Raw genomic sequence first — 25,688 nt, forward strand, 5'->3', positions numbered from 1 at the left:
CCCCCCAACACAACGCCGCCGCCCACCCCGCCTGCGCCGGCGGATCAGACGGCACTCTTGCGCCCAAAATCTGAGGTTGCGCCCGATATATCGGGCGCAACCTCAGATTTTGGGCGCGGGAACGTGCAGAGGCCCGGGCGCGGGCCGGGCGCGGGCCGGGCGCGGAGCGCGCGGGAGCGCGGGCCGCGCGGAGGCCGGGCGCAGGGAGCGCGGGGGCCGGGCGCGGGCGCGGCGCCCCGTCAGCAGCGCGGGAGGCGCTCGGCCAGGTAGGGCCGGACCTGCGAGATCGCCACGCGCTCTTGGGCCATGGTGTCGCGATGGCGAATCGTCACCGCGTCGTCGTCCAGGCTGTCGAAGTCGACCGTGACGCAGAACGGGGTGCCGATCTCGTCCTGACGGCGGTAACGCTTGCCGATGGCCTGCGCGTCGTCGAAGTCGACGTTCCAGTACTGCCGGAGCTCGGCGGCCACGTCGCGTGCCTTCGGCGACAGCGCCTCGTTGCGGCTCAGCGGCAGCACCGCTGCCTTCACCGGAGCGAGGCGCGAATCAAGCTTGAGCACCACGCGGGTATCGACTCCGCCCTTGGTGTTCGGCGCCTCGTCCTCGGTGTAGGCCTCCACCATGAAAGCCATCAGCGAACGCGTCAGGCCGGCCGCCGGCTCAATGACATACGGCGTGTAATGCTGCCCCTTGGCCTGATCGAAGTACTCGAGCGCGGTGCCCGAATGCTTGCTGTGCGTCGTCAGGTCGAAGTCGGTGCGGTTGGCGATGCCCTCCAGCTCGCCCCAGTCGGAGCCGGCGAAGCCGAACTTGTACTCGATGTCGACCGTGCGCTTGGAGTAATGCGACAACTTCGCCTTGGGGTGCTCGTAGAACCGCAGGTTCTCCTCCGCGATCCCGAGTCCGACGTACCAATCCTTGCGGGCGTCGATCCAGTACTGGTGCCACTGCTCGTCGGTGCCAGGCTCGACGAAGAACTCCATCTCCATCTGCTCGAACTCACGCGTCCGGAAGATGAAGTTGCCTGGGGTGATCTCGTTGCGGAAGCTCTTGCCGACCTGCGCCACGCCGAACGGCGGCTTCTGGCGGGTCGCGTTGAGCACGTTCTTGAAGTTGACGAAGATGCCCTGGGCGGTTTCGGGACGCAGATAGTGTAACCCCGACTCGTCCTCGATCGGGCCGAGGTAGGTCTTGAGCATCATGTTGAAGTCCCGCGGCTCGGTGTACTGGCCGCGGTTGCCACAGTTGGGGCACGGCACTTCGTTCAGCGCGACGGCGTCCTCGTCCAGACCGTGCCGGTGAGCGTACTCCTCGACGATCTGATCGGCGCGCCAACGCTTGTGGCAACTCAGGCACTCGATCAGCGGGTCGCTGAAGACCGAGACGTGGCCGGACGCCACCCAGACCTCTCGCGGCAGGATCACCGACGAGTCGAGACCCACGACATCGTCACGACCGGTGACCATGTAACGCCACCACTGGCGCTTGATGTTCTCCTTGAGTTCGACGCCGAGCGGGCCGTAGTCCCAGGCAGCCCGGGTGCCCCCATAGATCTCGCCGCACGGGAAGACGAAGCCCCGCCGCTTGCAGAGATTGATGACCTTGTCGAGAGTGCTTTCCGCCATGAAACGCCCCACTGTTCTGGTCCCCAGTTCGCGGGGACGGCTCCCCGGTACCTGGCTGGCATCGGGCCGACGGGCCGTGCCCCATCAGGGCCCAGCCGTCTCCTCCTTGACAGGCTAGCCGTTGGCCACAGAAACGCGAATCCGTGGGGCCGGTCGCGAACTGGCCAGCTGGCCAAGATCGAAAGATGAGCAACGAAGGTCGGACGACTTGCCAGCACCCAACGCCAAGGCGATAATGATTATCATGATTGCCTCCCGCACTAAGCGGCCCGTCCGACGCCTCGCAGCCGTGCTGCTCGGTGCCGCCGTCCTCATCACAACGGCCTGCACACCGAGCGGCGAATCAGGCGCCGGCGACGGGACTTCCATCGTCGTCGGCGCCTACCCGTTCCAGTTCGCCGCCGAGCGGGTGGCGGGCGACCTGGCCGTGGTGACCAATCTGCTTTCTCCCGGCAGCGACGGCCACGACCTGGAGCTTTCCCCGAAGCAGGTCACAGCGGTCACCAACGCAGACCTGGTGGTCCACCAATCGGGTTATCAGGCGGCCCTCGACGAGACGATCACGCAACAGCAGCCGGCGAGGGTCCTCGACACCGCCGACTTCCTGCAATTGCTCCCAGCCACACAAACAGAAGATGGCCACGATCACGGAGCCTACGACCCGCATGTCTGGCTGAACCCGATGAACCTCGCCGAGATCGGCGGGCAGATCGCCGCCGTGCTGGCCGAAATCGACCCCGACAACGCCGCCAGCTACGCAGCGAATGCCGCGCGCCTGACCGACGACCTGACCGGTCTGGACGACCAGTTCAGCGCCGGCCTCACCAACTGCCGCACCGACACCTTCATCACCAACCACGCCGCCTTCGGCTACCTCGCCGACCGCTACCACCTGCACCAAGTGGGCATCAGTGGCCTGTCGACCGAGGCCGAGCCCAGCCCTGCCCGCATCGCGGAGGTGCAGCAGATCGCCAGGGAACACGACCTGACCACGATCTTCTACGAGACGGCGGTCTCGCCCAAGCTGGCGCAGACCATCGCGTCCGACCTCGGCCTGAAGACCGACGTGCTCGACCCGCTGGAGACCCTCAGCTCGGAGTCGCGAGGGGACGACTACATTCAGGTCATGACTGCCAACCTCACCTCACTGCGAGACGCGAACGGATGCCAGTGAACCAACCCGTGATCAGCGCGCGGGGCGTCGACACTTGGCTGGGTGACCAGCAGATCCTCTTCGGCGTCGACCTCAATGTCGCAACCGGCGAGGTGGTGGCGCTGCTCGGGGGCAACGGCTCGGGCAAGACCACCCTGCTGCGGACACTGCTGGGCCTGATCCCCCACCAGTCCGGACAGATCGAACTGTTCGGGCAGCCCGCAGCCCGGTTCCGCGACTGGTCGCGGATCGGCTACGTGCCGCAACGTGGCCGGCTACAGGTGGCGAACGCGACAGTGGACGAGGTGGTCATGCTTGGACGCCTGGCGCGCCGGCGCCTGTTCCGACTGCCCGGCAGCACCGACCGCGCCGCCTGCGATGAGGCGGTGGAGCGGGTGGGTCTGACGGGGCTGGGCCCCCGTCCCATGTCGCAACTGTCGGGGGGCCAGCAGCAACGCGCGCTGATCGCTCGCGCGCTGGCCGGCCGGGCCGACCTGCTCGTCCTCGACGAACCCTTCGCAGCACTCGACGTGCGCACCCAGACCAGCCTGGCCAGGCTCCTCGGGCGACTACATCAGCAGGGCCTGACCATCTTGGTCGTCCTGCATGAACTTGGTGCCATGGAACCGCTGTTGGAGCGCAGCGTCGTGCTGCAATTGGGCCGAGTGATCCACGACGGGCCATTGGCGTCCGGACCGCCACTGGACGGCTGCCACACACCCGACTGCACTGATGTGGGCAGAACACTCGAACCGCAGTTGACTCAGGTCACCGGGGGGACGAACTGACATGGGCATGCTGGCGCTCGACTTCATGGTTCGTGCACTGATCGCCGGGGCGCTCACCGGGGTGATGGCACCTGCGGTGGGCACCTACATCGTGCAACGTCGGCTGAGCCTGCTGGGCGATGGCCTGGGGCACGTCGCCATTGCCGGGGTCGGGCTGGCGCTGCTGACCGGCCGGGCGCCCGTCCCCATCGCGATTGCGGTCACGGTTGTCGGGGCGGTGGCGATCGAGTTGCTCCGTCAATCCGGGCGGGCATCCGGTGACGTGGGCTTGGCGATCCTGTTCTACGGCGGGCTGGCCTCCGGCGTCCTGATGGCCGGGCTGGCCGGGCAAGGCGCCGGCACCCTCTCCCAGTATCTGTTCGGCTCCCTCACCTCGGTCAGCAATCCCGACCTGGCGGCAGTGGCGGTGATGGCCGTCGTGGTGCTCATCACCGCGCTCGGCCTGTCACCACAACTGTTCGCGGTCTGCGCCGACGAGGACTACGCCCGCGCTCAGGGGTTACCCACCCGGGCACTGAATTTGATCATCGTCATCATGGCGGCGGTCACGGTGGCGATCTCGATGCGAACCGTTGGACTGCTTCTGGTCAGCGCACTTATGGTAGTTCCGGTGGCCACCAGCCAGAACCTGGTGTTGGGTTTCCGCCGCGGCTTGGCCACGGCGATGGGGCTCGGCCTGATACTGGCCCTGGCCGGCGTGGTGGCGTCCTATTACCTCGACACTGCAACAGGGGCGACGATCGTGGTGCTCGGGGTCATCGTCTTCGTCGGGACACTTCCGGTGAACTCCGTGCTGGAACGCCATCGACGAGCCAACCGGCTCGAGGCCGACGAGGAGCGCATCTTTGAGCGTGCCGAGCCTCACGACTCGTTGTCGGACGCCCACTTGCACCCGGCGGTGCTGCACGGAGACCATGTCGACTATCTGCACGATGGGCATCGGCATGCCCCCCATGGGGACCACTTCGATGAGCACTGAGGCCCATCCCCCGCTTCCGCGGCTGACCCGGCAGCGTCAGCTGATCCTCGACCGGCTGGCCGAGGCCGACGAGTTCCTGAGCGCACAACAGGTCTACGGGTTGCTGCGAGCCGATGGCGAGTCGATCGGGCTGGCCACCGTTTACCGCGGGCTGCAGTGGCTTGTGGACGTCGGCCTGGTCGACAGCATCCGCAATTCCGAGGGCGAAACTACCTATCGCCGTTGTTCACCGGTCCACCATCACCACCTGATCTGCCGGCGTTGCGGACGCGCGGTCGAGGTGGCCGGGGAGCCTCTTGAGGCGTGGTCCCGACAGGTCGCCGCCGAGCACGGCTTCCGCGAGCCCGAGCATTTCGTCGAGGTCTACGGCATCTGCTCGTCCTGCTGAGGCCAGAATCGGGGCATGAGCAATCCTTGGCAGCTGTATGACGACCTCGTTGACGCCCTGCCCGAAGACGTCGTGGTGGACGACTGCGTCGTGTCCCGTTTCGCGCTGGTGGCCACCAGCGCCGGGGGCCACGGTCTGGCCTTGGCAGATCGTGCGGGCCGGCGCGCGGCTCGCGTCCCCGGGTCGGTGATCGGACAGGACCTGCGCAGTGTGGCGGCGCTGGCCAAGTCGTGGGACTTCGAGCTGGCCGCACTCGGCGTCGCCGCCATGAACTCCTGGTTCAACACCGAGCAGCGGGTGCTCGACTCGGCCGCGACACTGATCGGGGACGCACCCTGTCCCGGCTGCTGGAGCTGGCGGCGGATGCTCGGACCGTGCTGGTCGGCCCGTCCACCCCGTTCGCGCCCGAGGTCTACGGTGGCAGGGTGGACGAGATCGGTGGGGCGTGGGTCGCCGACGCCGCCATGGCGGGGCAACTGGCACGCATGGGGGCCTCGATGCGGTCGATGAAGCAGGTTTTCACTAGGTTCAACGCATCTTTCGATCATGGAGGACGGGAATGACGATCCCGGTCGATGTCGACCAGCTTGCCAAGGTGTTGGGCCGCTTCGGGCCCGGCTATCTGCTCACGTTGAAGCCTCCGCAAGCCGACGGGCCAGCGGTGAAGGTGCACTGCGTCGATCCCGTCTTCGACGATGGACGCCTGCTGGTGCCCTGTGAGCATCGCTCCGCCATCGACAACGCCGGCCAGGACCCGCGGGTCACGATCGTCTGGCCGCCGCTGGTGCATCATGGCCACAGCTTGATCGTCGACGGAAGCGCCGCCGTCCACCGCGACCGGCTGGTGGTGGACATCGTTGGTGCGATCCTGCACCGGCCGGACGCCCACTCAGACGGGCCCGATTGGGTCTTCGGCGATTGAGCATCCCTGTTGCTCAGCAACCTCGCAGCAGACCCACAGCAAACTCACAGTTGGAACGGATTGGCTGGATCGACAACTCAGGAGGCAAGAATGAGCAACGAACCAACTCCCAACCCGTGGAGCCGCCCGGCCACGCCGGCCTGGGACGCCAGCGCGCCCGGGCTGGACGGCTCAGGCGCCACGGGCACCCCATACCCCAGCGCACCAGGCACCCCATACCCCAGCGCACCAAGCACCCCATACCCCAGCGCACCAGGCACCCCTTACCCCAGCGCACCAGGCACCCCTTACCCGAATCCATCCGGCGGGCAGTACCCGCCCGGTGCCGGCGCCAGCGCCCCGGCCGCCTTCACGACAACGAGCACTGTCGCGCCCGAGCTGCCTGGTCAGGCTGAAAAGTCGGCGAAGGCCGGCCGGGGCAAGATTGCCGGTTTGATGCTCGTGGCGCTGCTGGCAGGGGCAGTCGGAGGCGGCGCGGCGGGCTACACCGTCACCCAGCTCGGCTCACCCGCGCAAGTCACGCAGACCGAGGTGGTGCAGGCGGACCCGTCCAACCCTGACTGGACAACGGTGGCCGATTCAGCGACCCAGGCGGTGGTAGCCATCCAGGTGGTCGGCAGCGACGGAACCGCCGGCCAGGGTTCGGGTGTCGTCATCGACGGCGCGGGCCACATAGTGACCAATAACCACGTGGTGGCGTCCAGCAGCGCGAGGTCCGCTATCACCGTGGTGCTCGGCAACGTCGCATACTCTGCGACGATCGTGGGCACCGACCCCACCACCGACCTTGCGGTGATCCAGCTGAACGAACTCCCGGCTGATCTGGAGGTCATGGGCTTCGCCGATCTGAGTTCGGTTCAAGTGGGTGATCCGGTGATGGCCATCGGGAACCCGCTGGGCCTCAACGACACCGTAACAACGGGCATCGTCTCGGCCCTCAACCGTCCGGTGTCGACCCGCGCAGTGACCGACACGCCGACCACGCAGCAGGGCGAAGTGGTGGTGACCGCAGCCATTCAGACCAACGCCGCGATCAACCCGGGCAACTCGGGCGGCGCGCTGGTGAACACATCCGGTGAACTGGTGGGCGTCACCTCCTCGATCGCCACGCTGTCGTCCTCGTCCGATTCCCAGTCAGGCAACATCGGGTTGGGCTTCGCGATCGGGGCCGACCAGGTGCAGTATGTGGCCGAACAGCTGATCTCCCAGGGGTACGCCGACCATCCCCAGGTCGGCCTATCCGCGACCGATGAGAGTGGCAGCGGCCAACTCGGTGCCCGAGTGGTCCGGATCACCCAAGGTTCCCCTGCCGAGCAGTCCGGGGTTCAGGTCGGCGATCTGATCACCGCTGTTGACGGCGTGCCGGTCCCGTCCACCGAGTCGCTGGTGGCGCTGGTGCGAGCCGGCCGGGTCGGCGAACCGATCGAGTTGACCCTGATTCGCGGCGGCCAGACGCAAACAGTGACGGTCACGCCGGTGGCGGCGCCCCGCTGACCGGCCGGGGCTGGCGTCAGGATTCAGCGTTCGACCAGGCGCAGCGACCGCAGGCCGCGATCCAGGTGCCAGGACGCGAAGGCTGCCACCAGCCCACTGGCTTGCTGGCAGACTGCCTCAGGTACATCGGCGGTGGCCTGCCAATCCCCGCTGATCAGCGCGGACAGCAACTGCCAAGTCGGCGGGGCGGGCAACACGGTTCGTGGCGGACGACACTCGACACAGACCATGCCGCCGGTCTCGGGGGCGAAACCGGCGTGCGGGCCCTCTGCACCACAGCGGGCACATGAGGTGAGGGCTGGCGCATAGCCGGCGACCGACAACGCCCGCAGCAGATAGGAGTCGAGCACCATGGTGGCCGGACGCGGACCCACCGGCGTCCCCTCGCCCAGCGTGCGCAACGCCCCGAGCAGCAGCCGGTACTGCCGAAGGGCAGGTTCGCGTTCCTCGGCGACCAGCCGGTCGGCGGCCTCCAGCATCGCCTGACCTGCCGTGAACGCACCGTAGTCAAGCCGCAGTGGCCCGTCGTAGGCGTGCAGCGTCTCGACCTGGGTCACCACGTCGAGGCTGCGTCCGTTGGCGAACTGGACGTCCACATGACTGAACGGCTCCAGGCGTCCCCCGAACTTGGACGAGGTGCGCCGAACCCCCCGGGCGACTGCTCGCACCTTGCCATGGCTGCGGCTCAGTAGTGTGATGATGCGATCGGCCTCACCGAGCTTGTGGGTGCGCAAGACCACGGCATGGTCTCGATAGGTCGGCACTCGTCCATTGTCTCCCGGGCACCGAAGCAGCCCGGCACCGACACCCGCACCCCGCCGCTGCCGACGCCGGGGCGGTCGGCGGGGCTACGGTTTAGTCATGGCTGCCCGTGTCCGTCCCGCCAAGCGCGCCCCGATCCCGCACCCCAGCGGTGCCCGTCCGCCGGCGATTCCCCAGTCGGCGCTGCCCAAGCATGTCGCGATCGTGATGGACGGCAACGGCCGCTGGGCCAAGCAACGCGGCCTGCCGAGGACCAAGGGTCACGAGGCCGGTGAGGCGGTGCTGTTCGAGGTGATCGAGGGCGCCATTGAGTTGGGCATCAAGTATCTTTCCGCCTACGCCTTCTCGACCGAGAACTGGAAGCGGAGCCCCGAGGAGGTCTCCTTCCTGATGGGCTTCAACCGCGACGTCATCCACCGCCGCCGCGACGACCTGGACGCGCTCGGAGTCAAGGTGCGTTGGGCCGGACGTCGGCCCAAGCTGTGGGCCAGTGTGATCCGCGAGCTCCAGGACGCCGAGGAGCAGACCGAAGACAATGACGTGCTGACCATGCAGTTCTGCGTCAACTACGGCGGACGCGCCGAGATCATCGACGCGGTCAGAGCGATCGCCCGCGACGCCACCGCCGGCCGGATCAACCCGGACCGGATCACCGAGAAGAGCTTCCGTCGCTACCTGGACGAGCCTGAGATCCCCGACGTTGACCTGTTCGTCCGCAGTTCGGGCGAACAGCGAATCTCGAACTTCCTGATCTGGCAGTCGGCCTACGCCGAGTTGGTCTTCGTCAACAAGTTCTGGCCTGACTGGGACCGACGCGACCTTTGGGCTGCCGTGGAACGGTACGCGTCCAGGGATCGAAGGTTCGGTGGTGCAGTGCCAAACGAGTGGCCGCCCGGAGCCTGACCCCAGACGCGCCTCCCGATCGATTGGGCAGGCCGGTTCAGCGTTGCCCTTCCATCACGATTTGGTCTCGATCTCGGCCAAAGCTGTCAGCAAGCCGCTAAGTTCCGTTTCATTACTCTCAACACCTTTAGGTGTAACCGGTCACAGCAAAGCTGCTGAGAAGGAGCCGTCGATGTCCACCGAGACTGGCCTGGAATCCGTGGATTACCTCATCTCCACCGAACCGGGTGACCACGATCGTGTAGTAAGCCACCGTCAGCATGAGCCGTTGTGCTGGAGTCTGGACGGAACTTGGCGATTCCACTTCTCCCCCACGACCAGCGCCGCCCCCGCCGACGCGGCAGAGGTCGACCTCGACGACTCGGGCTGGGAACCGATTCAGGTGCCCAGCCACTTCGTGCTGACCGACGACTCCCGCTGGGGTCGGCCCATCTACACCAACGTCAAGTTCCCGATCCCTCTCGACCCACCGCACGTGCCGGACGCCAACCTCACCGGCGATTACCGCCTCGAGTTCGAACTCCCCGGCGCCGAGACCACCACCGAAGGCATTCGGCCCGGTGAGCCGTGGCAGGGCTGGCGCGACTTCCAGCGCGTCCTGCTGCGCTTCGACGGGGTTGAGTCGATCGGCTTGGTGCACTTGAACGGCAAGCGGGTCGGGGTGGTGCGGGGGTCGCGGCTACGCACCGAACTCGACGTCACCGACCTGCTCAGGCCGGGACGCAACCTGTTGCACGTCCGGGTCCACCAGTGGTCTGCCATGACCTACGTGGAGGACCAGGACCAGTGGTGGCTGCCCGGTATCTTCCGCAGTGTCTGCCTGATCGGACGCCCCGCCGGAGGCATCGACGACTTCTGGTTGGACGCCGGCTACGACCACCGCACCGGGCGCGGCCGCATCGTCCCCGAAATCACCGCGGCCGACGACGCCTGGCCGATCACGCTGCGCATCGACGACCTGCACTTCGAGCAGACCTTCGCCTCCGCAGACGAACTGCTGCCGCTCGATCTGGGTGAGGTCGTGGCGTGGGACTGCGACACCCCCCGGCTTTACACCGCCACTCTGGCGTCCAACGGCGAGACCATTGAGGCGAAGATCGGTTTCCGAACGGTGCGGGTGGTCGGCCGGGAACTGCTGGTCAACGGTCGGCCGCTGCGGATGCGCGGGGTGAATCGCCACGAGTTCGACCCCGACAAGGGCCGCATTGTCAGCGAGGAACGGCTCCGCGCCGACCTGATGATGATGAAACAGCACGGCATGAACACCGTACGCACCTCCCACTACCCCCCACACCCGAGGTTCCTCGACTCCTGCGACGAACTCGGCCTGTTCGTGGTGTTGGAGAACGACCTCGAAACCCATGGCTTCGAACTGGCCGGCTGGGTGGGCAACCCGACCGACGACCCGACCTGGACCGATCACCTGGTCGACCGGATGCGCCGCACCGTGGAGCGCGACAAGAACCACCCGAGCGTGATCATCTGGTCACTCGGCAACGAATCCGGCACCGGGGCCAACCTGGCCGCCATGTCCGCGTGGACCCACCGCCGCGACCCCGGACGTCCTGTGCACTACGAGGGCGATCACGCCGGCCGCTACACCGACATCCTGAGCCGCATGTACCCCCCGCTGGAGGGCCTGGAAGACCTGAGCGACGGCTTGGGCTCCGCTCTCACCGACATCCCCGGCCAAGCGGCCCGGCAGACCGATCGTCCGATCATGCTTTGCGAGTTCGTGCACGCCATGGGCAACGGACCCGGCGGCGTAGCTGGCTACGAGCACCTGTTCGACACCCTGCCGGGCGTGATCGGCGGCCTGGTCTGGGAGTGGCGCGACCACGGCCTGCGCACCACCATCAACGGCCAGCCTGACTTCGGCTACGGCGGCGACTTCGGCGAGGTCTTCCACGACGCGACGTTCGTCATCGATGGCCTGACCACCCCAGACGGACACCCAAGCCCGGCGATGGCCGAGGTCGCCGCCCAATTCACCCCGATCCGCCTTGAGATGGATCAAGAGGTGGTCTTCATCCGTAATCTGCGGCACAGCGCCGACACGTCCGATCTGGTCTTCACCGTGGTGGTCGACGGGCCGGACGGCGAGGTCGGTCGCGAAGAGATGGACGTGCCGGTGATCGAATCCGGCGACGAGATCGCGGTGGTCCTGCCCAGCGTCGCACCATCGGCCCACGAGCGGTGGCTGAGTGTGGTGGCGAGCTTGGGCGATGACAGCGCGTGGGCGCCGGCCGGTCACGTGGTGGCCCGCGCCCAGGTCATCATCGAACCAACCCACGGCCCAGCCGCAACACCGCGTCCGCGTCCGGCGCACCTCGACGGTTGGCAGGTCGGGCCGGTCACGCTAGACCCGGTCACCGGGCGCCCGTCCAGCTGGGCGGGTGTGCCGGTCAGCGAATCGGACACCACACTGTGGCGGGCTCCCACCAGCAACGACTCATTGCGCACGTTCGGTTCCTATGAACTGGCCGACGTGGTGGCCACCAGAGGATTGGGCGTCGATGCACCCTCCTCTGCTGAGCGCTGGCGCGACGCCGGGCTCGACCGGTTGGTCTCCCGACTCGTGGAGTTGCGGCACGACGGCGACCGCATCACCGTCCGGCGCCGGCAAGCCCCGGCACAGGGCACCTGGGGTGTCGAAGTCATCGAACAGTGGACCGAACTCGAAGGCCAGGCGGCCCTCGGCATCGACATCGTCCCGTTCGGGCGCTTCGACTGCACGTGGCCGCGGGTCGGCTGGCATCTGTTGTTGCCCGGCGGATACTCCGAGGCCAGCTGGGTAGGCACCGGCCCGGGCGAGGCGTATCCCGACTCGGACGCCGGAGTCTGGCTGGGCAGCTTCAGCGCCGACATCGACGACCTGTGCTTCGGCTACATCGTCCCGCAGGAAACTGGGCACCGACCGAACCTGCGCCGGTTGGCGATCAGCGGGGCGGGACTACCAACCCTGCAGGTCTCCTCCAGCGGTCCGCACCATCCGGGCTTCACTCTGGCCCGCCATGACGCCCACGAACTCGATGCCGCCAGCCACTGCAGCGAACTGGGCACCAGTCGCGGGGTCCACCTGTATCTGGACGCCGCCCAGCACGGGTTGGGCAGCCGTTCGTGTGGCCCCGATGTACGACCAGAGTTCCAACTGTGGGCCAAGGCAGTGCGAATCGACCTTCAGCTTGGGGTGATGCGATGAGCCGTACGACGATCAACGACATCGCCGCGCTCGCCGGGGTCTCCAAGGGCACCGTCTCGCGCGTCCTGAACGGCCATCCGCGAGTCTCCGAGCGCTCACAAGAGGCCGTCTGGCAGGCGGTGACGCAAACCGGCTACCGGGCGAACGTCCATGCCCGTTCGCTGGCCACCGGGCGCAACAATGCGATCGCCCTGTTGATCGCCGCAGCAAGTGAACAGCTTTTCAACGACCCGACCTTCGCCGAACTCATTGAAGGAGTGCGCGACGGACTTCTCGACAGCGATCTCAGTCTGGTGATCCTGATGGGGGGCAGCGAAATCGAGGATCACCGCACTGTCTCCTACATCAAGGCTGGTCACGTCGACGGTCTGATCCACCTCAATCCCTTCATCGACGACCCGATCACCGCGGGGCTGGCTGACAGTGCGCTTCCGTTGGTCTTGTGCGGTCCCCGTCCGCCCATCCCGTTGCCGCGCCGGAACTGGCTGGTGACGATGGACGATGTGGGTGGCGTCCGCCAAGCGCTGGACCACCTCGCATCCCGGGGAGCGCGCACGATCGCGATGATCGGTGGCGATCCGCGCGGAGTCTCGGCCGGCATCAGGTTCCAGGCCTACCGCGACTGGCTGGGCCCGAACTTCGACCCAGACCTGTTCGAACCTGGTGACTACGGCACCGGCTCCGGAAACGTCGCCTTCGGACGTCTCCCGGACCGTCGTCCGGGCATCGACGCGCTCTTCTGCGCCTCCGACCGCATGGCCATCGGGGCGCTGGAGACCGCCTACAGACGGGGCCGGCACGTCCCCGGTGACCTGCTGGTGATGGGCTTCGACGACCACCAGATCGCCGCGCAGGCAGACCCGCCGCTCAGCACGATCCACCAACCCATCCGCGAGATCGGACGCACCGCGGCCAGCACGCTGCTCGCAGCCATGGCTGGCGAAACACCATCCGACAAGATATTCCCGACCCAACTCGTCGTCCGTGGCAGCACTTGGCCCCAGTCGACTCCAACCGATTCCCACTGAACCCAACCAACCATCCAACCAAGGAGGAGAACCCATGTCACATCTCAAGCCCACGGGGTCGCTGCCGAGCTTCAGCCGCCGCACCCTGATCAGAGGCGCCCTGGCCGCCGGGTTAGCCAGCACCGGCGCCGGCTCCCTCGTTGCCTGCGGCGGCGGCGGGGGCAGCAGCTCCGGTGGCGGCACCGTAGGTGGCGAGGTCACCTTGGGCGTGTACCAAGGCGACGAGGTGCCCCGCAAGGCCATGCAGGCGATGATCGACGGCTACGCACACGGCAGCAACGTAAAGATCAACTTCGTCGACCACGAGACCTTCAAGAACAACATCAACAACTACCTGCAGGGCAACCCCGACGACGTGTTCACCTGGTTCGCCGGCTACCGCGCCCGCTTCTTCGCCCAAAATGGGCTGGTCAGCGACCTGTCGGATATCTGGAAGAACTTCGACGGCATGCCCGAGTCGATGAAGAACGCCTCGTCGACCACCGACGGCAAGCAGATCCTCGTGCCATCCACCTACTACCCGTGGGGTGTGTTCTACCGGCCGAGCGTCTGGCAGGCCCGCGGCTACACCGAGCCGAACAGCAAGGCCGAATGGCTGACGCTGTGCGAGAAGATGAAGGCCGACGGCATCATCCCGCTCGCCTTCGCCAACAAGGGTGGCTGGGAGTCGATGGGCACCTTCGACATGATGAATCTTCGCGTCAACGGCTACGACTTCCACGTCTCGCTGATGGCAGGCCAGGAAGCCTGGGACGGTGAGAAGGTCAAGAACGTCTTCAAGACCTGGAGCGAGTTCACGCCGTTCGAGCAGCCGGACGCCAACGGTCGCACTTGGCAGGAAGGCGCCCAGGCGCTGATCAATGAGCAGGCTGGGATGATGACGCTGGGCATGTTCATCGGCCAGCAGTTCGAGACCACGCAGTACGCAGACGATCTCGACTTCTTCATCTTCCCGGAGTTCGACCCGGCCATCGGCGCTGACGTGGTGGAGGCCCCGATCGACGGCTTCATGATGGCCGCCAAACCGAAGAATGAAGCCGGCGCCAAGGACTTGCTGACCTACCTTGCCTCGCCAGAAGCCGTCAACATCACCCTCCAGTTCGACCCCTCGGTGATCGGAGCCAACAGCAACGCTGATCAGACGGCTTACTCCGCCTTGCAGAAGAAGGCCGTCCAAATCATTGGTGAGGCCAAGAACATCTCGCAGTTCCTCGACCGCGACACCCGGCCCGACTTCGCGTCCACCGTAGTCGGCCCGGCCCTGCAGTCGTTCATCCAGAACCCTGCCGACATCGACAAGATCCTCGCCAACGTCGAACAACAGAAGAAGTCGATCTTCGGCTGAGCCATCCAGCTTCGACCCCAGGAGGTACCACCATGTCAACCGCCCAGCCCGCCACCCAGGCGGGCACGGGAGCACCCGCTGGTGGCGGAAAGGTCAAACTCCGTCACCAGCGGATGAACTCCCAAGATCGCACGACCGTCGTCCTGATGGCTGCCATCCCCACCGTGCTGGTGCTCGGGCTGGTCTGGTTCCCAGCGATCAGCTCGGTCATCTTGTCGTTCACAGACTGGAACGGCATCGGCCCGCTGAGCGATATCAACTTCATCGGCTTCAAGAACTACGTCGACATCTTCACCATCTACCCGCCGTTCTGGCCGGCCCTGCAGCACAACCTCATGTGGTTGATCTCGCTCTTCCTGATCTTCACACCGCTGGGCATGCTGCTCGCCGTCCTGGTCGATCGGGAGATCCGGGCCTCCCGGTTCTACCAGACCTCCTTCTACCTGCCGGTCGTCCTGGCCGGCGCGTTGATCGGCTTCATCTGGCAGTTGCTGTTCTCGCGCGATCAGGGCCTCATCAATGCAGTCCTCGGCACGACGATCGACTGGTACGGCAACCCGGAGGTCAACATCTACGCCGCGATGATCGCCAACGGCTGGCGTCACACCGGCTACATCATGTTGCTCTACCTAGCCGGGCTGAAGGGTGTCGACCCCGCCATCCACGAGGCCGCCTCCATCGATGGGGCCAGCCAGATGCAGACGTTCTTCCGGGTCACGTTCCCGGTGATGCGTCCGACCAACATCATCGTCATGGTGATCACCTTCATCGACGCGCTGCGGGCATTCGACCTGGTCTGGATCATCAACCAGGGCCGCAATGGGCTGGAGTTGATCGCGACGCTGGTCACGGCCAATGTGATCGGGGAGGCCAGCCGAATCGGATTCGGATCGGCACTGGCAGCCCTGATGCTGCTGCTGAGTTCGATCTTCATCATCATCCAACTGCGCATCATGGTGAAGGGAGACGACTGACATGGCCACCACCACTACCGCACCAGTCAACGCAACAGGCTGGGACGGTGACATCGAACTTCGCAAGCGGAAGGTTTCACCCGGGCGCGTGGCGCTCTACGTCTTCTTGACGATCATGGCGCTGATGTGGCTGTTCCCGATGCTGTGGGCGGTGTACAACTCACTGCGCGACTATGGCTACACGCTGGAACACGGCTATGTCTCGTTTGGCGGGTTCACCTTGGAGAACTTCCCGAATGCCTGGCGTCGGGGCGGGTTCGCCACCAGCTTCGGCAACTCGGCTGTCATCACCATCGCCGCGGTGGTCTTCACACTCGCCGCGTCGAGCTGCATGGCGTTCGTGCTCGCCCGGGTGAAGTTCCGGTTCAATTTCGCCATGCTTGCCGTCTTCGTGGCCGCCAACCTGCTACCACCGCAATCGCTGCTGATCCCCGTCTACCGGATGTTCCGTTGGGTGCAGTTGCCGGCATGGTTGTCGGATTCGGGTTCGTTGCTCAACACCCACGCCGGTGTCATCCTGATCAACGTCGCCTTCCAGACCGGTTTCTGCACGTTCGTCTTGCGCAACTACATGATCGGGCTTCCCAAGGCGATGTACGAGGCGGCCGAGATCGATGGCGCGTCCTTGTGGCGGCAGTTCTATGGCATCACCCTGCCACTGATCCGACCCGCACTGGCGGCATTGGCGACGCTGCAGGTGGCCTGGATCTACAACGAGTTCTTCTGGGCGACGGTCTTGCTGCAATCCGGTGACAAGATGCCGGTGACCAGCTCGCTGAACAACCTGAAGGGCACCTTCTTCACCGATTTCAACCTGCTCTCTGCCGGCTCGATCATCGCTGCCTTGCCAGTTCTGGTGATCTTCTTCGTCCTGCAGAAGCAGTTCGTCTCTGGTTTGACCTTGGGTTCCGACAAGGGCTGATCATGGGCAAATGGGACGCCGGGCTGCCGTTGGCGGCCCGGCGTCTTGTGCGTTGGTGGCTCTCTTCGGCACAGAACTGATGCCTGCCGATCTGGTGGCCGCCGGCGCCCAGCCGGTGAGCGGACGCGTGCTGGTCCGGGCACTGATCGACTCGGGCCTGCGCGTCCGCAAGGCCGGCTGAACCGACGCTAGCTTCCCCGTTCGCTGCGCAGCGGCGCCCGGTCGCCACGGATCGAGGCGACCATGTCAACCACCCGGCGGGTCGCCCGCACGTCGTGTGCCCGGAAGACCGTGGCGCCCTGCCAAGCGGCCACTGCGGTGGCCGCCAGCGTTCCTTCGAGACGCTCGTCGGCCGGCAGATCAAGGGTCTCACCGACGAAGTCCTTGCGACTGATCGCCATCAGCACCGGGTGACCGAGCGCCAGGAAGCGCCCTGTGGCAGCCACCAGGCGCAGCGAGTCGACCGTCCGCTTGCCGAAGTCGAGGGTGGGGTCGACCAGTACCGCTTCGGACGCCACCCCCGCCGAGACCGCACGCTTGGCACCCTCGGCCAGCCCACTCAGCACATGCTCAACCACGCCATCCCCGGGGCCGTAGTACACCCCCGTCGGATCGGTGCGTGGCGCAAGCCCGCCGGTGTGTGACACGACGTAGCCGGCGCCTTGTTCGGCCGCCACCGCGACCAAGCCGGCGTCCGCCCCCGCCCAGGTGTCGTTGACAAGGTCGACCAGCCCCGCACAGGCGTCCGCCACCTCGGCGCGCCAAGTGTCCAGGCTGATCAACAGCTCAGGGTGCGCCAGGCGCAGTGCCACCAGGAACGGCCGCACGCGATCGATCTCGACGGCCTCGGTGACCCAGTCTCCCTCTTGGCCGGCCCGCACACCGCCGACGTCGATGATGTCCACGCCCTCGGAGATCATGCTCGCCGCCCGGGACAGCGCGTCGTCCAGTTCGAGGTGGCGGGCCGGAGGGTAGAACGAGTCGGGGGTGCGGTTGATGATACCCATCACCGCCGGACGAGCCGCGTCAAACCGTCGGCCGCGGAGCACTAAGGGCGCAGGTTGGGGCAAGGTCATGCTTTCGAGTCTGCCACTGTTGCGCGGCGTCTCCCCCGCAGCCGACGCCAAGGGCGCCCCAGCGAGACCACCGGGACGCCCTCAGGGTTCAAAACTCACATCGCGACGGCGTACGCCTCCCTGCGATGCCGGTTGACCGCGCTCATCACGGCCTTCAGCGAGGCGGTAGTGATGTCCGGGTCGATGCCGACGCCCCAGTGCACTTCGATGTCGCCGTTCTCGATCTCGCACTCGACATAGGCGGCCGCCGTGGCGTCTCCGCCGGCGGTCAGCGCATGCTCGTTGTAGTCCAGGACGCGCAGCCGCACACCCACGTTGCCCAGTGCGTCCACGAACGCCGACACCGGCCCATTACCTTCACCGGTGATGACCTTCTCGACACCGTGCGACGAGATCCGGGCCTTGATGGTGGCCCGGCCGTCCTCGGTGGTCTCCAAGGTGAATCCCTTGCCCTTGAGCGGCTCGGTGCGGTTCAGGTACTCGTCGGAGAAGATCTGCCACAGCTGCTCGCTGGTGACCTCGCCGCCCTCGGAGTCCGAATGCTGCTGGACGACCCTGCTGAATTCCATCTGCAGCCGGCGCGGCAGCACCAGCGAATGGTCGGCCTTCATCAGGTAGGCCATGCCGCCCTTGCCGGACTGGCTGTTGACGCGGATCACGGCCTCATAGGTGCGGCCCACATCGTGCGGATCCACCGGCAGATACGGCGCCTGCCACGCAACCTCATGGATGCCGACGCGCTCACGCTCGGCCTTGGTCTCCAGATCCTCCAGGCCCTTCTTGATGGCGTCTTGATGGGAGCCGGAGAAGGCGGTGTAGACCAGATCCCCCGAATACGGCTGGCGGGCCGGTACCGGCATGCCGGTGCAGTATTCGACGGTGCGCCGGACTTCGTCCAGTCGGCTGAAATCGATCTTCGGATCGATGCCCTGGGTGTACAGGTTCATGCCCAGGGTGACCAGATCGACGTTTCCGGTGCGCTCGCCATGTCCGAACAGGCAGCCCTCGACACGGTCGGCGCCCGCCATCAGACCGAACTCCGTGGCCGCGACGGCGGTGCCGCGATCGTTGTGGGTGTGCAGCGAGACACAGACGCTGTCTCGCGAGTCGATGTTGCGGCAGAAGTATTCGATCTGGTCGGCGTAGGTGTTCGGAGTGCTCATCTCGACCGTTGCCGGCAGGTTCAGGATGATCTCACGGTCGGCGTCCGGCTGCCACACATCGATCACGCCGTTGCAGACCTCGACTGCGAACTCGGTCGGGGTCTGGGTGAAGATCTCCGGTGAATACTCGTAGCCGAACTCGACATCCCGCAGGTACTTCTCGGCGGCATCGATCACCCAGCGGGTGCCGTTCTTGGCCAGCTGCTTGCACTCCTGCTCGTCCATGTGGAAGACGACCCTGCGGAACAGTTCGGCGACCGCGTTGTACAGATGGATCGTGCCGCGCTTGGCTCCGATCAGCGACTGGGCGGTGCGATCGATCAGGTCGGGACGCGCCTGGGTCAGCACTGAGATCGTCACGTCGTCGGGTATGGCGTCCGATTCGATCAGCGAACGGACGAAGTCGAAGTCGGTCTGCGAGGCCGACGGGAATCCGACCTCGATCTCCTTGTAGCCCATCTGCACCAGCAGATCGAACAGCTTGCGCTTGCGGCCCGGGGTCATCGGATCGATCAGCGCCTGGTTGCCGTCGCGCAGATCGGTGGACAGCCAGCGCGGCGCCTTGGTCACCGACTTCGCCGGCCAGGTGCGGTCGCTGAGGACGATCGGCTGGAACGGCTGGTAGCGCTGGAACGGCATCGGGCTCGGCTGCTGAACCGGACGCGGCTGCGGCTTGGTGCGGGGCTTGGGGGTACTGCGGATTTCGGTGGTCATGGTGGTCTCCTTGGCTGCGGATGAGGGTTGATGTCAGTCGGACGCGCCAAAAACTCCGCAGCGAGAGGGACTGGCTTTAGCTAGTCTCGCTGCGGCGACCAAGGAGCAGCGCCAACATGGCGCGCAGGGTCTGAACCACGTATCCACGATAAACCAGATGGCCAACTGAACCAAATGCCGAACATGCGACGGTGATGGCAACAACGGACAGATTCTCGCCAGGCTTCGGCTGTTGCTGCGACAATAGGCACAGACGAGACCGCAGCAGGCCATCCACCGTGATCGGAGCGGCAGCTGCGATGCCTCGAAACCATCCGCGACCAGATTGGTGATGTACATGGCAAACCTGAATCGCTCCAATTTCCCGGTTGAACGCCGAATCGGGGCGTCGGCTCCCGATGCCACCGGCATTGTGCACCTGGGAATTGGACAGTTCCACCGCGCGCACGCAGCTGTGAACACGGCGCTCGCGATGGCCGAAGCCGGTGGCGACTGGGGTATCGTCGGCGTCGCCAATCGCTCCCGCCGCATCATCGACCCGATGCTCAATCAGGACTTCATCTACTCGATTCTGCAGCTCAGCCCCGAGGGCACCGACGTGCAGCTGGTGGATGTGCACCGCCGCCTGTTCGTGGCCGCGGAGCAGCCGGCCGAGGTGCTGGCCGCGATCGCCGACCCCAACCACAAGATCGTCACGCTGACCATCACCGAGAAGGGCTACAACAAGGACGGCGTCACCGGCCATCTGATGACCGATTCGGCCGAGATCGCTCCCGGGCTGGCCGGACCGGACGGCGCCAAGGCTCCGCTGGCTCAGCTGGCCTGGGGACTCGTCAAGCGCTCCCAGGAGTCCAAGGCGCCCGTGACCGTGCTGTCCTGCGACAACATGCAGTCGGCCGGCAACACCACCAAGGCGATGGTCACCGAGTTCCTCCAGGCCGCCGGGGTCGACGACAACACGATGTCGTGGATCGCCGAGAACGTCTCCTTCCCGAACGCGATGGTCGACCGGATCGTGCCGGGCACCACGGAGCAGACCAAGGCCCAGGTCGAGCAGATCCTCGGTCTGCGCGATGAGGCACCGGTGCCTGCCGAGGCGTTCACCATGTGGGTACTCGAGGATCACTTCAAGGCCGGCCGGCCGGCGTGGCAGGCGGCACCCGGTGTCACCTTCTCCGACGAGGTCGAGCAGTACGAGCTGGTCAAGCTGCGGCTGCTCAACGGCTCACACTCGCTGATCAGCTACCTGGGTGGGCTTAGCAACTCCCCGACCATCCCATCGGCGCGCGACAAGGAGTTCGTCGCCAAGTCGGTGCATGCCGCGATCTACAACGAGTTCCTGCCCAGCATTGAGCTGCCGCACGGTTTCGACGCGGACGCCTACGTGGCTCAGCTGTTCCACCGCTGGCAGAACCATGCGCTGGGCGACAAGACCGCCCGGGTCGGGTCGGACGGCTCGGCCAAGCTGCTGCAGCGTATCCCCGAGCCCGCGCTGCGGCTGCTGAACATGGGCCAGATGCCGAACGAGATGGCGCTGACGGCCGCGTCCTGGATCGCCTGCGTCGCTCCGCCGGCCGGCTTCGATCCCGGTGAGATCGCCGCGGAGATGGAAGAGCCGCAGCGCGAGAACCTCGCCAAGGCCACCGCGGGCGCCAAGAACACCCACGAGCATGTCGAGAAGATCATGACCGGCGGGTTCTTCCCGACCGAACTCGGTGAGCACGCCGAGTTCACTGATCGTGTCGCCGAGCTGCTCGACATCATCGTCACCGACGGTGTCGAGGCCGCCGCGAACAACGCCCTCGGAGAGTAATCCTCGAGTCGGACGAATCGACGCCCGGGCCGCCGCCGCGATCATGCGGCGCCGGACCGGGCGTTCGGTGTTTGTTAGCGACGGTGTTTGTTAGCGACTCAGTATTTGTTGGCGACTCAGTAACTTGCCGGCGCTCAGAAACCCAACCGGTTGAGGTGTCTGGGATCGCGCTGCCACTCCTTGAGCACCTTCACCTTGAGGTCCAGATGCACTGGGGTACCCAGCAGGGCGCTGATCTGGCGGCGCGCATCGGTGCCCACCTGTTTGATGTGTTCACCGCCGCGTCCGATCATGATCGGCTTCTGCGAATCGCGTTCGACTACCAGCGATGCGTAGATGTCCAGCAGTGGACGATCATCCGGGCGTCCGGCTCGTAATCCCATCTCGTCGATCTCGACGGCTATCGAGTGGGGCAGTTCGTCGCGCACGCCCTCGAGCGCGGCCTCGCGGATGAGCTCGCCGACCAGCGTTTCGGTGGGCTCGTCGGTCACCTCGCCGTCGGGATAGTAGGCCGGGCCTTCGTCCAGCATCGAGATCAGCACGTCGGCAACCTCATCCACCTGGCCGCCTGATAACGCCGAGCAGGGCACGATCTCGTCGAACGTGAGCCCCGCCTTCTCCTGCAGCGCGGCGATCTCCAGCAGCTGCTTGGCGACGCGCTCGGGACTGACCAGGTCGGTCTTCGAGCAGATCGCGGCCAGCCGTGGCGGATGCGGCAGGGATGCGACCTCGCGCACCAGATACTCATCTCCGGGCCCGACGTGCTGGTTGGCCGGGAAGATGATCGCGATCACATCCACCTCGCTCCAGGTGGCGTAGACCAGATCGTTCAACCGCTCCTGAAGCAACGAGCGCGGCTTGCTGAGCCCGGGGGTGTCGATGATCACCAGCTGGGCGTCCGGTCGCGAAATGATGCCTCGCACAGCATGCCTGGTGGTCTGCGGTTTGCTGCTGGTGATGGCGACCTTGCTGCCCACCAGCGCGTTGGTCAGGGTCGACTTGCCGGCATTGGGACGCCCGACGAAACAGACGAAGCCCGACTTGAAGCCTTCCGGAGTTGCTACCTGCTCAGTCATCGTCGTTGTCCCCTGATTCGTCGTCGTCTTCGACTGCTGCCCGGCGCACCAGCACGGTGTCGATCTGATGGCGGCGGCCGGTGGATTTCTCTGCCGTGATCTCGAGTCCGTTCCAGATGATCTGCGAACCGAAGATGGGCACCATGTTGAGCTCCTTGGCGAGCAGTCCGCCGACCGTTTCGACGTCCTCGTCCTCAAGCTGGAGACCGAACAGGTCCCCCATGTCGTCGACCGGCATGCGCGCCGAGATCCGCCAGACGCCCGGCTCGACCTCCTCGGCCATGTCGGGTTCGGCGTCGTACTCGTCGGTGATCTCGCCCACGATCTCCTCGACGATGTCCTCGATGGTGGCCACCCCCGCGGTGCCGCCGAATTCGTCGATGACGATCACCATGTGATGACGGCTGGTCTGCATCTCCCGCATCAGATCGTCGATCGGCTTGGAGTCGGGTGTGAACGAGGCCGGACGCATCAGCGAGCCGACCGTTTCCCGCTTGTCCGCGTCCGGATTGTCGTAGACGCGGCGCATCAAGTCCTTGACGTACAAGACGCCGACGACATCGTCCAGGTCTTCCCCGATCACCGGGATCCGGCTGAAACCGGACCGCAGCGCCAGTGAAAGCCCCTGCCGCAGCGTCTTGTCGCGGTTCAGATAGACCACATCGGTGCGTGGCACCATGACTTCTCGGACGATCGTGTCACCCAGCTCGAAGACCGACCTGATCATCTCGCGCTCGCCCTCGCTGGCGCCCGCGATCTTCTCGGCCTCGGCGATGAACGGGCCGTCCGCGTAGCCGTGGCCGGGAGTGATGGCGTTGCCCACCCAGATCAGCAATTGCGAGATCGGCCACAAGATGACCGACAGCACCGACAAGATCCGCGCCGAGGCGCCGGCGATGCCTTCGGCGTTCTGCCGGCCCAGGGTCCGCGGTGCGACGCCCCAGACCACGAAGGCGACCAGCGTCATGATCAGCACGGTCAGCCACAGCCGGGCGCCGAGACCGTGGAAATTGTCGACCAGCACCAGACAGACCAGCACCACCGAGGTGACTTCGCAGGCCACCCGCAGGAATGCGGCGGTGGTGGTCTCGGGCGCGGGATCATCGGTGATCTGCTTGACCGCTGCAGCACCCCGTTTGCCGTCGGCGACCATCTGTTCGGCGCGAGTCGGTGTGATGCTCACCAAGGCGGTCTCGACCGCGGAGCCGACCCCGGCCAGCACGGCTGCCAGCACCGCGCAACCGACCATGACCCAGTCGAGACCGGTCACTGTCCAGCCCTCGATCGTCGCCACTCAGCGATGATCGTGTCGTTCAGCCCGAACATCACGGCCTTTTCCGCCGGCTCGCCGTGATCGTGGCCGAGTAAGTGCAGCAGCCCGTGAATCAGCAGGTACTGGATCTCCTCGGCGGGCTCACGGCCGTTCTCCGGGGCCTGCGCCGAGGTGAACTGCGGGCAGATGACGATATCACCGAGCATGCCGCGAGGTGGCTCTTGACCCGGCTCGGGGGCCCGTAGCTCGTCCATCGGAAAGCTCATCACGTCGGTGGGACCCGGCAGATCCATGAACCGTTGATGCAGCTCGGCCATCGCGTCCGGATCGATCAGCAGGATCGACAGCTCGGCCTGCGGATGGATGCGCAGCCTGGCGAGGGCGAACTCCGCCAGCTGCACCAGCGCCAATTCGTCGACTTCGGCACCCGACTCGTTGTTGACCTCGATCATCGGGTCCCTCGCTGTCCGCGCGAGGTGAAGGCCTCGGCCAAGGTCGAGTCGTACCGGTCGTAGGCGGCCACGATGTCACCGACCAGCTTGTGACGCACCACATCGCGTTTGGTCAGCTGGCAGAACGCGATATCGCGCACTCCGTCGAGAATGCCCTGCACCGCGCGCAGACCGCTGCGGACCCCGCCGGGCAGGTCGACCTGCGTGGTATCACCGGTGACGACGATCTTCGAGCCGAATCCCAGCCGGGTCAAGAACATCTTCATCTGCTCCATCGAGGTGTTCTGGGCCTCGTCCAGCACGATGAAAGCGTCGTTGAGCGTACGCCCGCGCATGTAGGCCAGCGGTGCCACCTCGATCACGCCTCCGGTCAGCAGCTTGGGGAGCGACTCGGGATCGAGCATGTCGTGCAACGCGTCGTAAAGCGGACGCAGGTAGGGGTCGATCTTGTCGTTCAGGGTGCCCGGCAGGAAGCCGAGCCGCTCCCCTGCCTCGATGGCGGGGCGGGTCAGGATGATGCGGGTGACCTGCTTGGACTGCAGCGCTTGCACCGCCTTCGCCATCGCGAGATAGGTCTTGCCGGTGCCAGCAGGACCGATGCCGAAGGTGATGGTGTGCTTGTCGATGGCGTCGACATAGCGCTTCTGGTTCAGGGTCTTGGGACGAATCGTGCGGCCACGGCTGGACAAGATGTCCTGGGTGAGGATCTCGGCCGGACGCACGCCGTCGGCGCCCATCGCGATGACCCGCTCGACGGTCTCGGTGCTCAGGCCCTGGCCGGTACGCAGGATGGTGATGACCTCGGTGAGTGCCTCGGTCGCAGCGGCGATGTCGCTGGTTGTGCCGGTGAGCGTGAACTCGTTTCCGCGCACATGGATGTCGGCCGCCAGCTCGCGTTCCATGATTCGCAGGAATTCGTCGCGGGGGCCCAGGACGTTGACCATGTCGATGGAGGCAGGTACCACGAATGTGCGGCTGCCGGGCATGTGGGCTACAGTGCCTGCCGCCGATCGGGGGTCAGCGGCATCCTCGAGAGGTTGATGACTGGTAGACAGGACGATCCTTCCGTAGCGTTCCCGTCAATTCTATGCGCGCGCCGCCAACCGTCGGCACCGCGGCGGCGATCCAGCGCGTCTCAGCTCTCGTCGTCCTCGTCGTCCCCGGGGTTCTCCAGGTCTTCCTCCGAGATGATGTGCACCGCCGCTTCCTCAGCGCTGGCCGCGCCACCGGAAATGCCCACATCGGCGGCCACCGACTGTGCCTCGGTGTCCTCGGCGTCGATACCACCGCCGGCCGAGATCAAGCGTCCTGCTCTGGCGGAGCCGACCTGGCGGTTCTCGCGGTTCGGGTTCCAGGGGCCGCGCAGCTTCTTCGGGTTCTCTTCGGGTTCTTCTTGAGCGATGCGCTGCTCGAGAGTCTCCCCCTGGCGCATCTCTGCGGGTGTGTTGCCGAATCCTTGCGCAGGCGACCAATTGTCGGGCGCGGTATAGCCCTCATCGAGAACATCATCCACGCCGCGGTTGATCAGCGAATCGGACTGGCTGAGCTGCTCCATCTGTACAGAGGGCTCAGGTGCGTCCTCACTGTGTGCCATGTTCTCTGTCATGTATCGATACTGCCATCACCGGCAATACGG

General features: G+C 65.8%; 24 protein-coding genes and 1 pseudogene. 16 read left to right on the plus strand and 9 right to left on the minus strand.

The window, feature by feature from the left end; genetic code table 11:
• Window positions 1-239 precede the first annotated feature (239 nt).
• Window positions 240-1,625 (minus strand): glycine--tRNA ligase, encoded by a 1,386-nt coding sequence (locus QUE25_RS01330; protein ID WP_286266844.1) that lies wholly within the window; start codon window positions 1,623-1,625, stop codon window positions 240-242.
• 244 nt (window positions 1,626-1,869) lie between these two features.
• Here QUE25_RS01330 and QUE25_RS01335 point away from each other — a divergent pair, with 244 nt between their 5' ends.
• The 8 genes and pseudogenes from QUE25_RS01335 to QUE25_RS01365 all read left to right on the plus strand — a co-directional run bounded on the left by QUE25_RS01335 (window position 1,870) and on the right by QUE25_RS01365 (window position 7,349).
• Complete coding sequence (locus QUE25_RS01335; protein WP_286266846.1) at window positions 1,870-2,799, plus strand: metal ABC transporter substrate-binding protein; 930 nt, start codon at window positions 1,870-1,872, stop codon at window positions 2,797-2,799.
• Entirely contained in the window at window positions 2,790-3,566 is a 777-nt protein-coding gene (locus QUE25_RS01340) for a metal ABC transporter ATP-binding protein (RefSeq protein WP_286266848.1), read from the plus strand. Before QUE25_RS01335 ends, QUE25_RS01340 begins: the two co-directional genes overlap by 10 nt.
• Before the next feature lies 1 nt (window position 3,567).
• Window positions 3,568-4,545, plus strand: a complete 978-nt coding sequence (locus QUE25_RS01345) for a metal ABC transporter permease (RefSeq protein ID WP_286266850.1) — start codon at window positions 3,568-3,570, stop codon at window positions 4,543-4,545.
• On the plus strand, window positions 4,535-4,933 hold the full coding sequence (locus tag QUE25_RS01350) for a Fur family transcriptional regulator (protein WP_286266852.1): 399 nt from the start codon (window positions 4,535-4,537) through the stop codon (window positions 4,931-4,933). The genes QUE25_RS01345 and QUE25_RS01350 overlap by 11 nt, the downstream gene beginning before the upstream one ends.
• 15 nt (window positions 4,934-4,948) lie before the next feature.
• Window positions 4,949-5,200, plus strand: a pseudogene (locus QUE25_RS14770) (enolase N-terminal-like fold-containing protein); the annotation flags it as partial.
• 107 nt (window positions 5,201-5,307) lie between these two features.
• Window positions 5,308-5,496, plus strand: coding sequence for a Rossmann-like domain-containing protein (locus QUE25_RS14775; protein WP_425332725.1), 189 nt, complete (start codon window positions 5,308-5,310; stop codon window positions 5,494-5,496).
• Window positions 5,493-5,855, plus strand: a complete 363-nt coding sequence (locus tag QUE25_RS01360; protein WP_286266856.1) for a hypothetical protein — start codon at window positions 5,493-5,495, stop codon at window positions 5,853-5,855. The genes QUE25_RS14775 and QUE25_RS01360 overlap by 4 nt, the downstream gene beginning before the upstream one ends.
• Before the next feature lie 90 nt (window positions 5,856-5,945).
• Window positions 5,946-7,349, plus strand: a complete 1,404-nt coding sequence (locus tag QUE25_RS01365) for a S1C family serine protease (RefSeq protein WP_286266858.1) — start codon at window positions 5,946-5,948, stop codon at window positions 7,347-7,349.
• Window positions 7,350-7,372: 23 nt separating this feature from the next.
• On the opposite strand, the gene recO is transcribed toward QUE25_RS01365, so the two are convergent.
• Entirely contained in the window at window positions 7,373-8,113 is a 741-nt protein-coding gene (gene recO, locus QUE25_RS01370) for a DNA repair protein RecO (protein ID WP_286266860.1), read from the minus strand.
• Window positions 8,114-8,210: 97 nt separating this feature from the next.
• On the opposite strand from recO, the gene QUE25_RS01375 reads away from it, so the two are divergent.
• From QUE25_RS01375 to QUE25_RS01405, 7 genes are all read left to right on the plus strand, one after another.
• The gene (locus QUE25_RS01375; protein ID WP_286266862.1) at window positions 8,211-9,014 is read left to right on the plus strand and encodes an isoprenyl transferase; all 804 of its coding nucleotides are present in this window, start codon (window positions 8,211-8,213) and stop codon (window positions 9,012-9,014) included.
• A 172-nt stretch (window positions 9,015-9,186) separates the two neighbouring features.
• A complete protein-coding gene (locus QUE25_RS01380) occupies window positions 9,187-12,216 on the plus strand; it encodes a glycoside hydrolase family 2 TIM barrel-domain containing protein (RefSeq protein WP_286266865.1) in 3,030 nt (1,009 codons plus the stop codon).
• Complete coding sequence (locus QUE25_RS01385) at window positions 12,213-13,244, plus strand: LacI family DNA-binding transcriptional regulator (RefSeq protein WP_286266867.1); 1,032 nt, start codon at window positions 12,213-12,215, stop codon at window positions 13,242-13,244. Before QUE25_RS01380 ends, QUE25_RS01385 begins: the two co-directional genes overlap by 4 nt.
• A 34-nt stretch (window positions 13,245-13,278) precedes the next feature.
• Complete coding sequence (locus tag QUE25_RS01390; RefSeq protein ID WP_286266869.1) at window positions 13,279-14,589, plus strand: ABC transporter substrate-binding protein; 1,311 nt, start codon at window positions 13,279-13,281, stop codon at window positions 14,587-14,589.
• A gap of 32 nt (window positions 14,590-14,621) precedes the next feature.
• The gene (locus tag QUE25_RS01395) at window positions 14,622-15,563 is read left to right on the plus strand and encodes a carbohydrate ABC transporter permease (RefSeq protein WP_286266870.1); all 942 of its coding nucleotides are present in this window, start codon (window positions 14,622-14,624) and stop codon (window positions 15,561-15,563) included.
• Window position 15,564: 1 nt separating this feature from the next.
• Window positions 15,565-16,485: a carbohydrate ABC transporter permease gene (locus QUE25_RS01400; RefSeq protein WP_286266871.1), complete on the plus strand. Its 921-nt coding sequence runs from the start codon at window positions 15,565-15,567 to the stop codon at window positions 16,483-16,485.
• Window positions 16,486-16,495: 10 nt separating this feature from the next.
• Window positions 16,496-16,666: a hypothetical protein gene (locus QUE25_RS01405; RefSeq protein ID WP_286266872.1), complete on the plus strand. Its 171-nt coding sequence runs from the start codon at window positions 16,496-16,498 to the stop codon at window positions 16,664-16,666.
• 7 nt (window positions 16,667-16,673) lie between these two features.
• On the opposite strand, the gene folP is transcribed toward QUE25_RS01405, so the two are convergent.
• On the minus strand, window positions 16,674-17,561 hold the full coding sequence (folP, locus tag QUE25_RS01410; protein ID WP_286266874.1) for a dihydropteroate synthase: 888 nt from the start codon (window positions 17,559-17,561) through the stop codon (window positions 16,674-16,676).
• 95 nt (window positions 17,562-17,656) lie between these two features.
• The gene (gene leuA, locus QUE25_RS01415; protein ID WP_286266876.1) at window positions 17,657-19,438 is read right to left on the minus strand and encodes a 2-isopropylmalate synthase; all 1,782 of its coding nucleotides are present in this window, start codon (window positions 19,436-19,438) and stop codon (window positions 17,657-17,659) included.
• Window positions 19,439-19,775: 337 nt separating this feature from the next.
• Here leuA and QUE25_RS01420 point away from each other — a divergent pair, with 337 nt between their 5' ends.
• The gene (locus QUE25_RS01420) at window positions 19,776-21,251 is read left to right on the plus strand and encodes a mannitol dehydrogenase family protein (protein WP_286266878.1); all 1,476 of its coding nucleotides are present in this window, start codon (window positions 19,776-19,778) and stop codon (window positions 21,249-21,251) included.
• Between the two features lie 134 nt (window positions 21,252-21,385).
• Here QUE25_RS01420 and era read toward each other — a convergent pair whose 3' ends face one another.
• The 5 genes from era to QUE25_RS01445 all read right to left on the minus strand — a co-directional run bounded on the left by era (window position 21,386) and on the right by QUE25_RS01445 (window position 25,658).
• Entirely contained in the window at window positions 21,386-22,327 is a 942-nt protein-coding gene (gene era, locus QUE25_RS01425) for a GTPase Era (protein ID WP_286266880.1), read from the minus strand.
• Window positions 22,320-23,597 (minus strand): hemolysin family protein, encoded by a 1,278-nt coding sequence (locus QUE25_RS01430; RefSeq protein WP_286268461.1) that lies wholly within the window; start codon window positions 23,595-23,597, stop codon window positions 22,320-22,322. The genes era and QUE25_RS01430 overlap by 8 nt, the downstream gene beginning before the upstream one ends.
• The gene (ybeY, locus tag QUE25_RS01435) at window positions 23,594-24,052 is read right to left on the minus strand and encodes an rRNA maturation RNase YbeY (RefSeq protein ID WP_286266882.1); all 459 of its coding nucleotides are present in this window, start codon (window positions 24,050-24,052) and stop codon (window positions 23,594-23,596) included. Before ybeY ends, QUE25_RS01430 begins: the two co-directional genes overlap by 4 nt.
• Window positions 24,049-25,038 (minus strand): PhoH family protein, encoded by a 990-nt coding sequence (locus QUE25_RS01440; protein ID WP_286266884.1) that lies wholly within the window; start codon window positions 25,036-25,038, stop codon window positions 24,049-24,051. The genes ybeY and QUE25_RS01440 overlap by 4 nt, the downstream gene beginning before the upstream one ends.
• Window positions 25,039-25,187: 149 nt before the next feature.
• Window positions 25,188-25,658 carry a DUF5709 domain-containing protein gene (locus tag QUE25_RS01445; protein WP_286266886.1) on the minus strand — a complete coding sequence of 157 codons (471 nt, stop codon included), beginning with the start codon at window positions 25,656-25,658 and terminating at the stop codon, window positions 25,188-25,190.
• Window positions 25,659-25,688: the final 30 nt, after the last annotated feature.

Source organism: Brooklawnia propionicigenes (assembly GCF_030297015.1).
Classification (GTDB): domain Bacteria; phylum Actinomycetota; class Actinomycetes; order Propionibacteriales; family Propionibacteriaceae; genus Brooklawnia; species Brooklawnia propionicigenes.

What these genes read in the sequence shown, in the direction of transcription:
- QUE25_RS01335 (WP_286266846.1), top strand. Translation starts at nt 1,870, where the DNA reads ATGATTGCCTCCCGCACTAAGCGGCCCGTCCGACGCCTCGCAGCCGTG.
- QUE25_RS01390 (WP_286266869.1), top strand. Translation starts at nt 13,279, where the DNA reads ATGTCACATCTCAAGCCCACGGGGTCGCTGCCGAGCTTCAGCCGCCGC.
- ybeY (WP_286266882.1), bottom strand. Translation starts at nt 24,052, where the DNA reads ATGATCGAGGTCAACAACGAGTCGGGTGCCGAAGTCGACGAATTGGCG.
- QUE25_RS01345 (WP_286266850.1), top strand. Translation starts at nt 3,568, where the DNA reads ATGGGCATGCTGGCGCTCGACTTCATGGTTCGTGCACTGATCGCCGGG.
- QUE25_RS01375 (WP_286266862.1), top strand. Translation starts at nt 8,211, where the DNA reads ATGGCTGCCCGTGTCCGTCCCGCCAAGCGCGCCCCGATCCCGCACCCC.
- leuA (WP_286266876.1), bottom strand. Translation starts at nt 19,438, where the DNA reads ATGACCACCGAAATCCGCAGTACCCCCAAGCCCCGCACCAAGCCGCAG.
- QUE25_RS01420 (WP_286266878.1), top strand. Translation starts at nt 19,776, where the DNA reads ATGGCAAACCTGAATCGCTCCAATTTCCCGGTTGAACGCCGAATCGGG.
- QUE25_RS01400 (WP_286266871.1), top strand. Translation starts at nt 15,565, where the DNA reads ATGGCCACCACCACTACCGCACCAGTCAACGCAACAGGCTGGGACGGT.
- folP (WP_286266874.1), bottom strand. Translation starts at nt 17,561, where the DNA reads ATGACCTTGCCCCAACCTGCGCCCTTAGTGCTCCGCGGCCGACGGTTT.
- QUE25_RS01395 (WP_286266870.1), top strand. Translation starts at nt 14,622, where the DNA reads ATGTCAACCGCCCAGCCCGCCACCCAGGCGGGCACGGGAGCACCCGCT.
- QUE25_RS01360 (WP_286266856.1), top strand. Translation starts at nt 5,493, where the DNA reads ATGACGATCCCGGTCGATGTCGACCAGCTTGCCAAGGTGTTGGGCCGC.
- QUE25_RS01350 (WP_286266852.1), top strand. Translation starts at nt 4,535, where the DNA reads ATGAGCACTGAGGCCCATCCCCCGCTTCCGCGGCTGACCCGGCAGCGT.
- QUE25_RS01385 (WP_286266867.1), top strand. Translation starts at nt 12,213, where the DNA reads ATGAGCCGTACGACGATCAACGACATCGCCGCGCTCGCCGGGGTCTCC.
- QUE25_RS01405 (WP_286266872.1), top strand. Translation starts at nt 16,496, where the DNA reads ATGGGACGCCGGGCTGCCGTTGGCGGCCCGGCGTCTTGTGCGTTGGTG.
- QUE25_RS01445 (WP_286266886.1), bottom strand. Translation starts at nt 25,658, where the DNA reads ATGACAGAGAACATGGCACACAGTGAGGACGCACCTGAGCCCTCTGTA.
- QUE25_RS01380 (WP_286266865.1), top strand. Translation starts at nt 9,187, where the DNA reads ATGTCCACCGAGACTGGCCTGGAATCCGTGGATTACCTCATCTCCACC.
- QUE25_RS01365 (WP_286266858.1), top strand. Translation starts at nt 5,946, where the DNA reads ATGAGCAACGAACCAACTCCCAACCCGTGGAGCCGCCCGGCCACGCCG.
- QUE25_RS01340 (WP_286266848.1), top strand. Translation starts at nt 2,790, where the DNA reads ATGCCAGTGAACCAACCCGTGATCAGCGCGCGGGGCGTCGACACTTGG.
- era (WP_286266880.1), bottom strand. Translation starts at nt 22,327, where the DNA reads ATGACTGAGCAGGTAGCAACTCCGGAAGGCTTCAAGTCGGGCTTCGTC.
- QUE25_RS01330 (WP_286266844.1), bottom strand. Translation starts at nt 1,625, where the DNA reads ATGGCGGAAAGCACTCTCGACAAGGTCATCAATCTCTGCAAGCGGCGG.
- QUE25_RS01440 (WP_286266884.1), bottom strand. Translation starts at nt 25,038, where the DNA reads ATGCCCGGCAGCCGCACATTCGTGGTACCTGCCTCCATCGACATGGTC.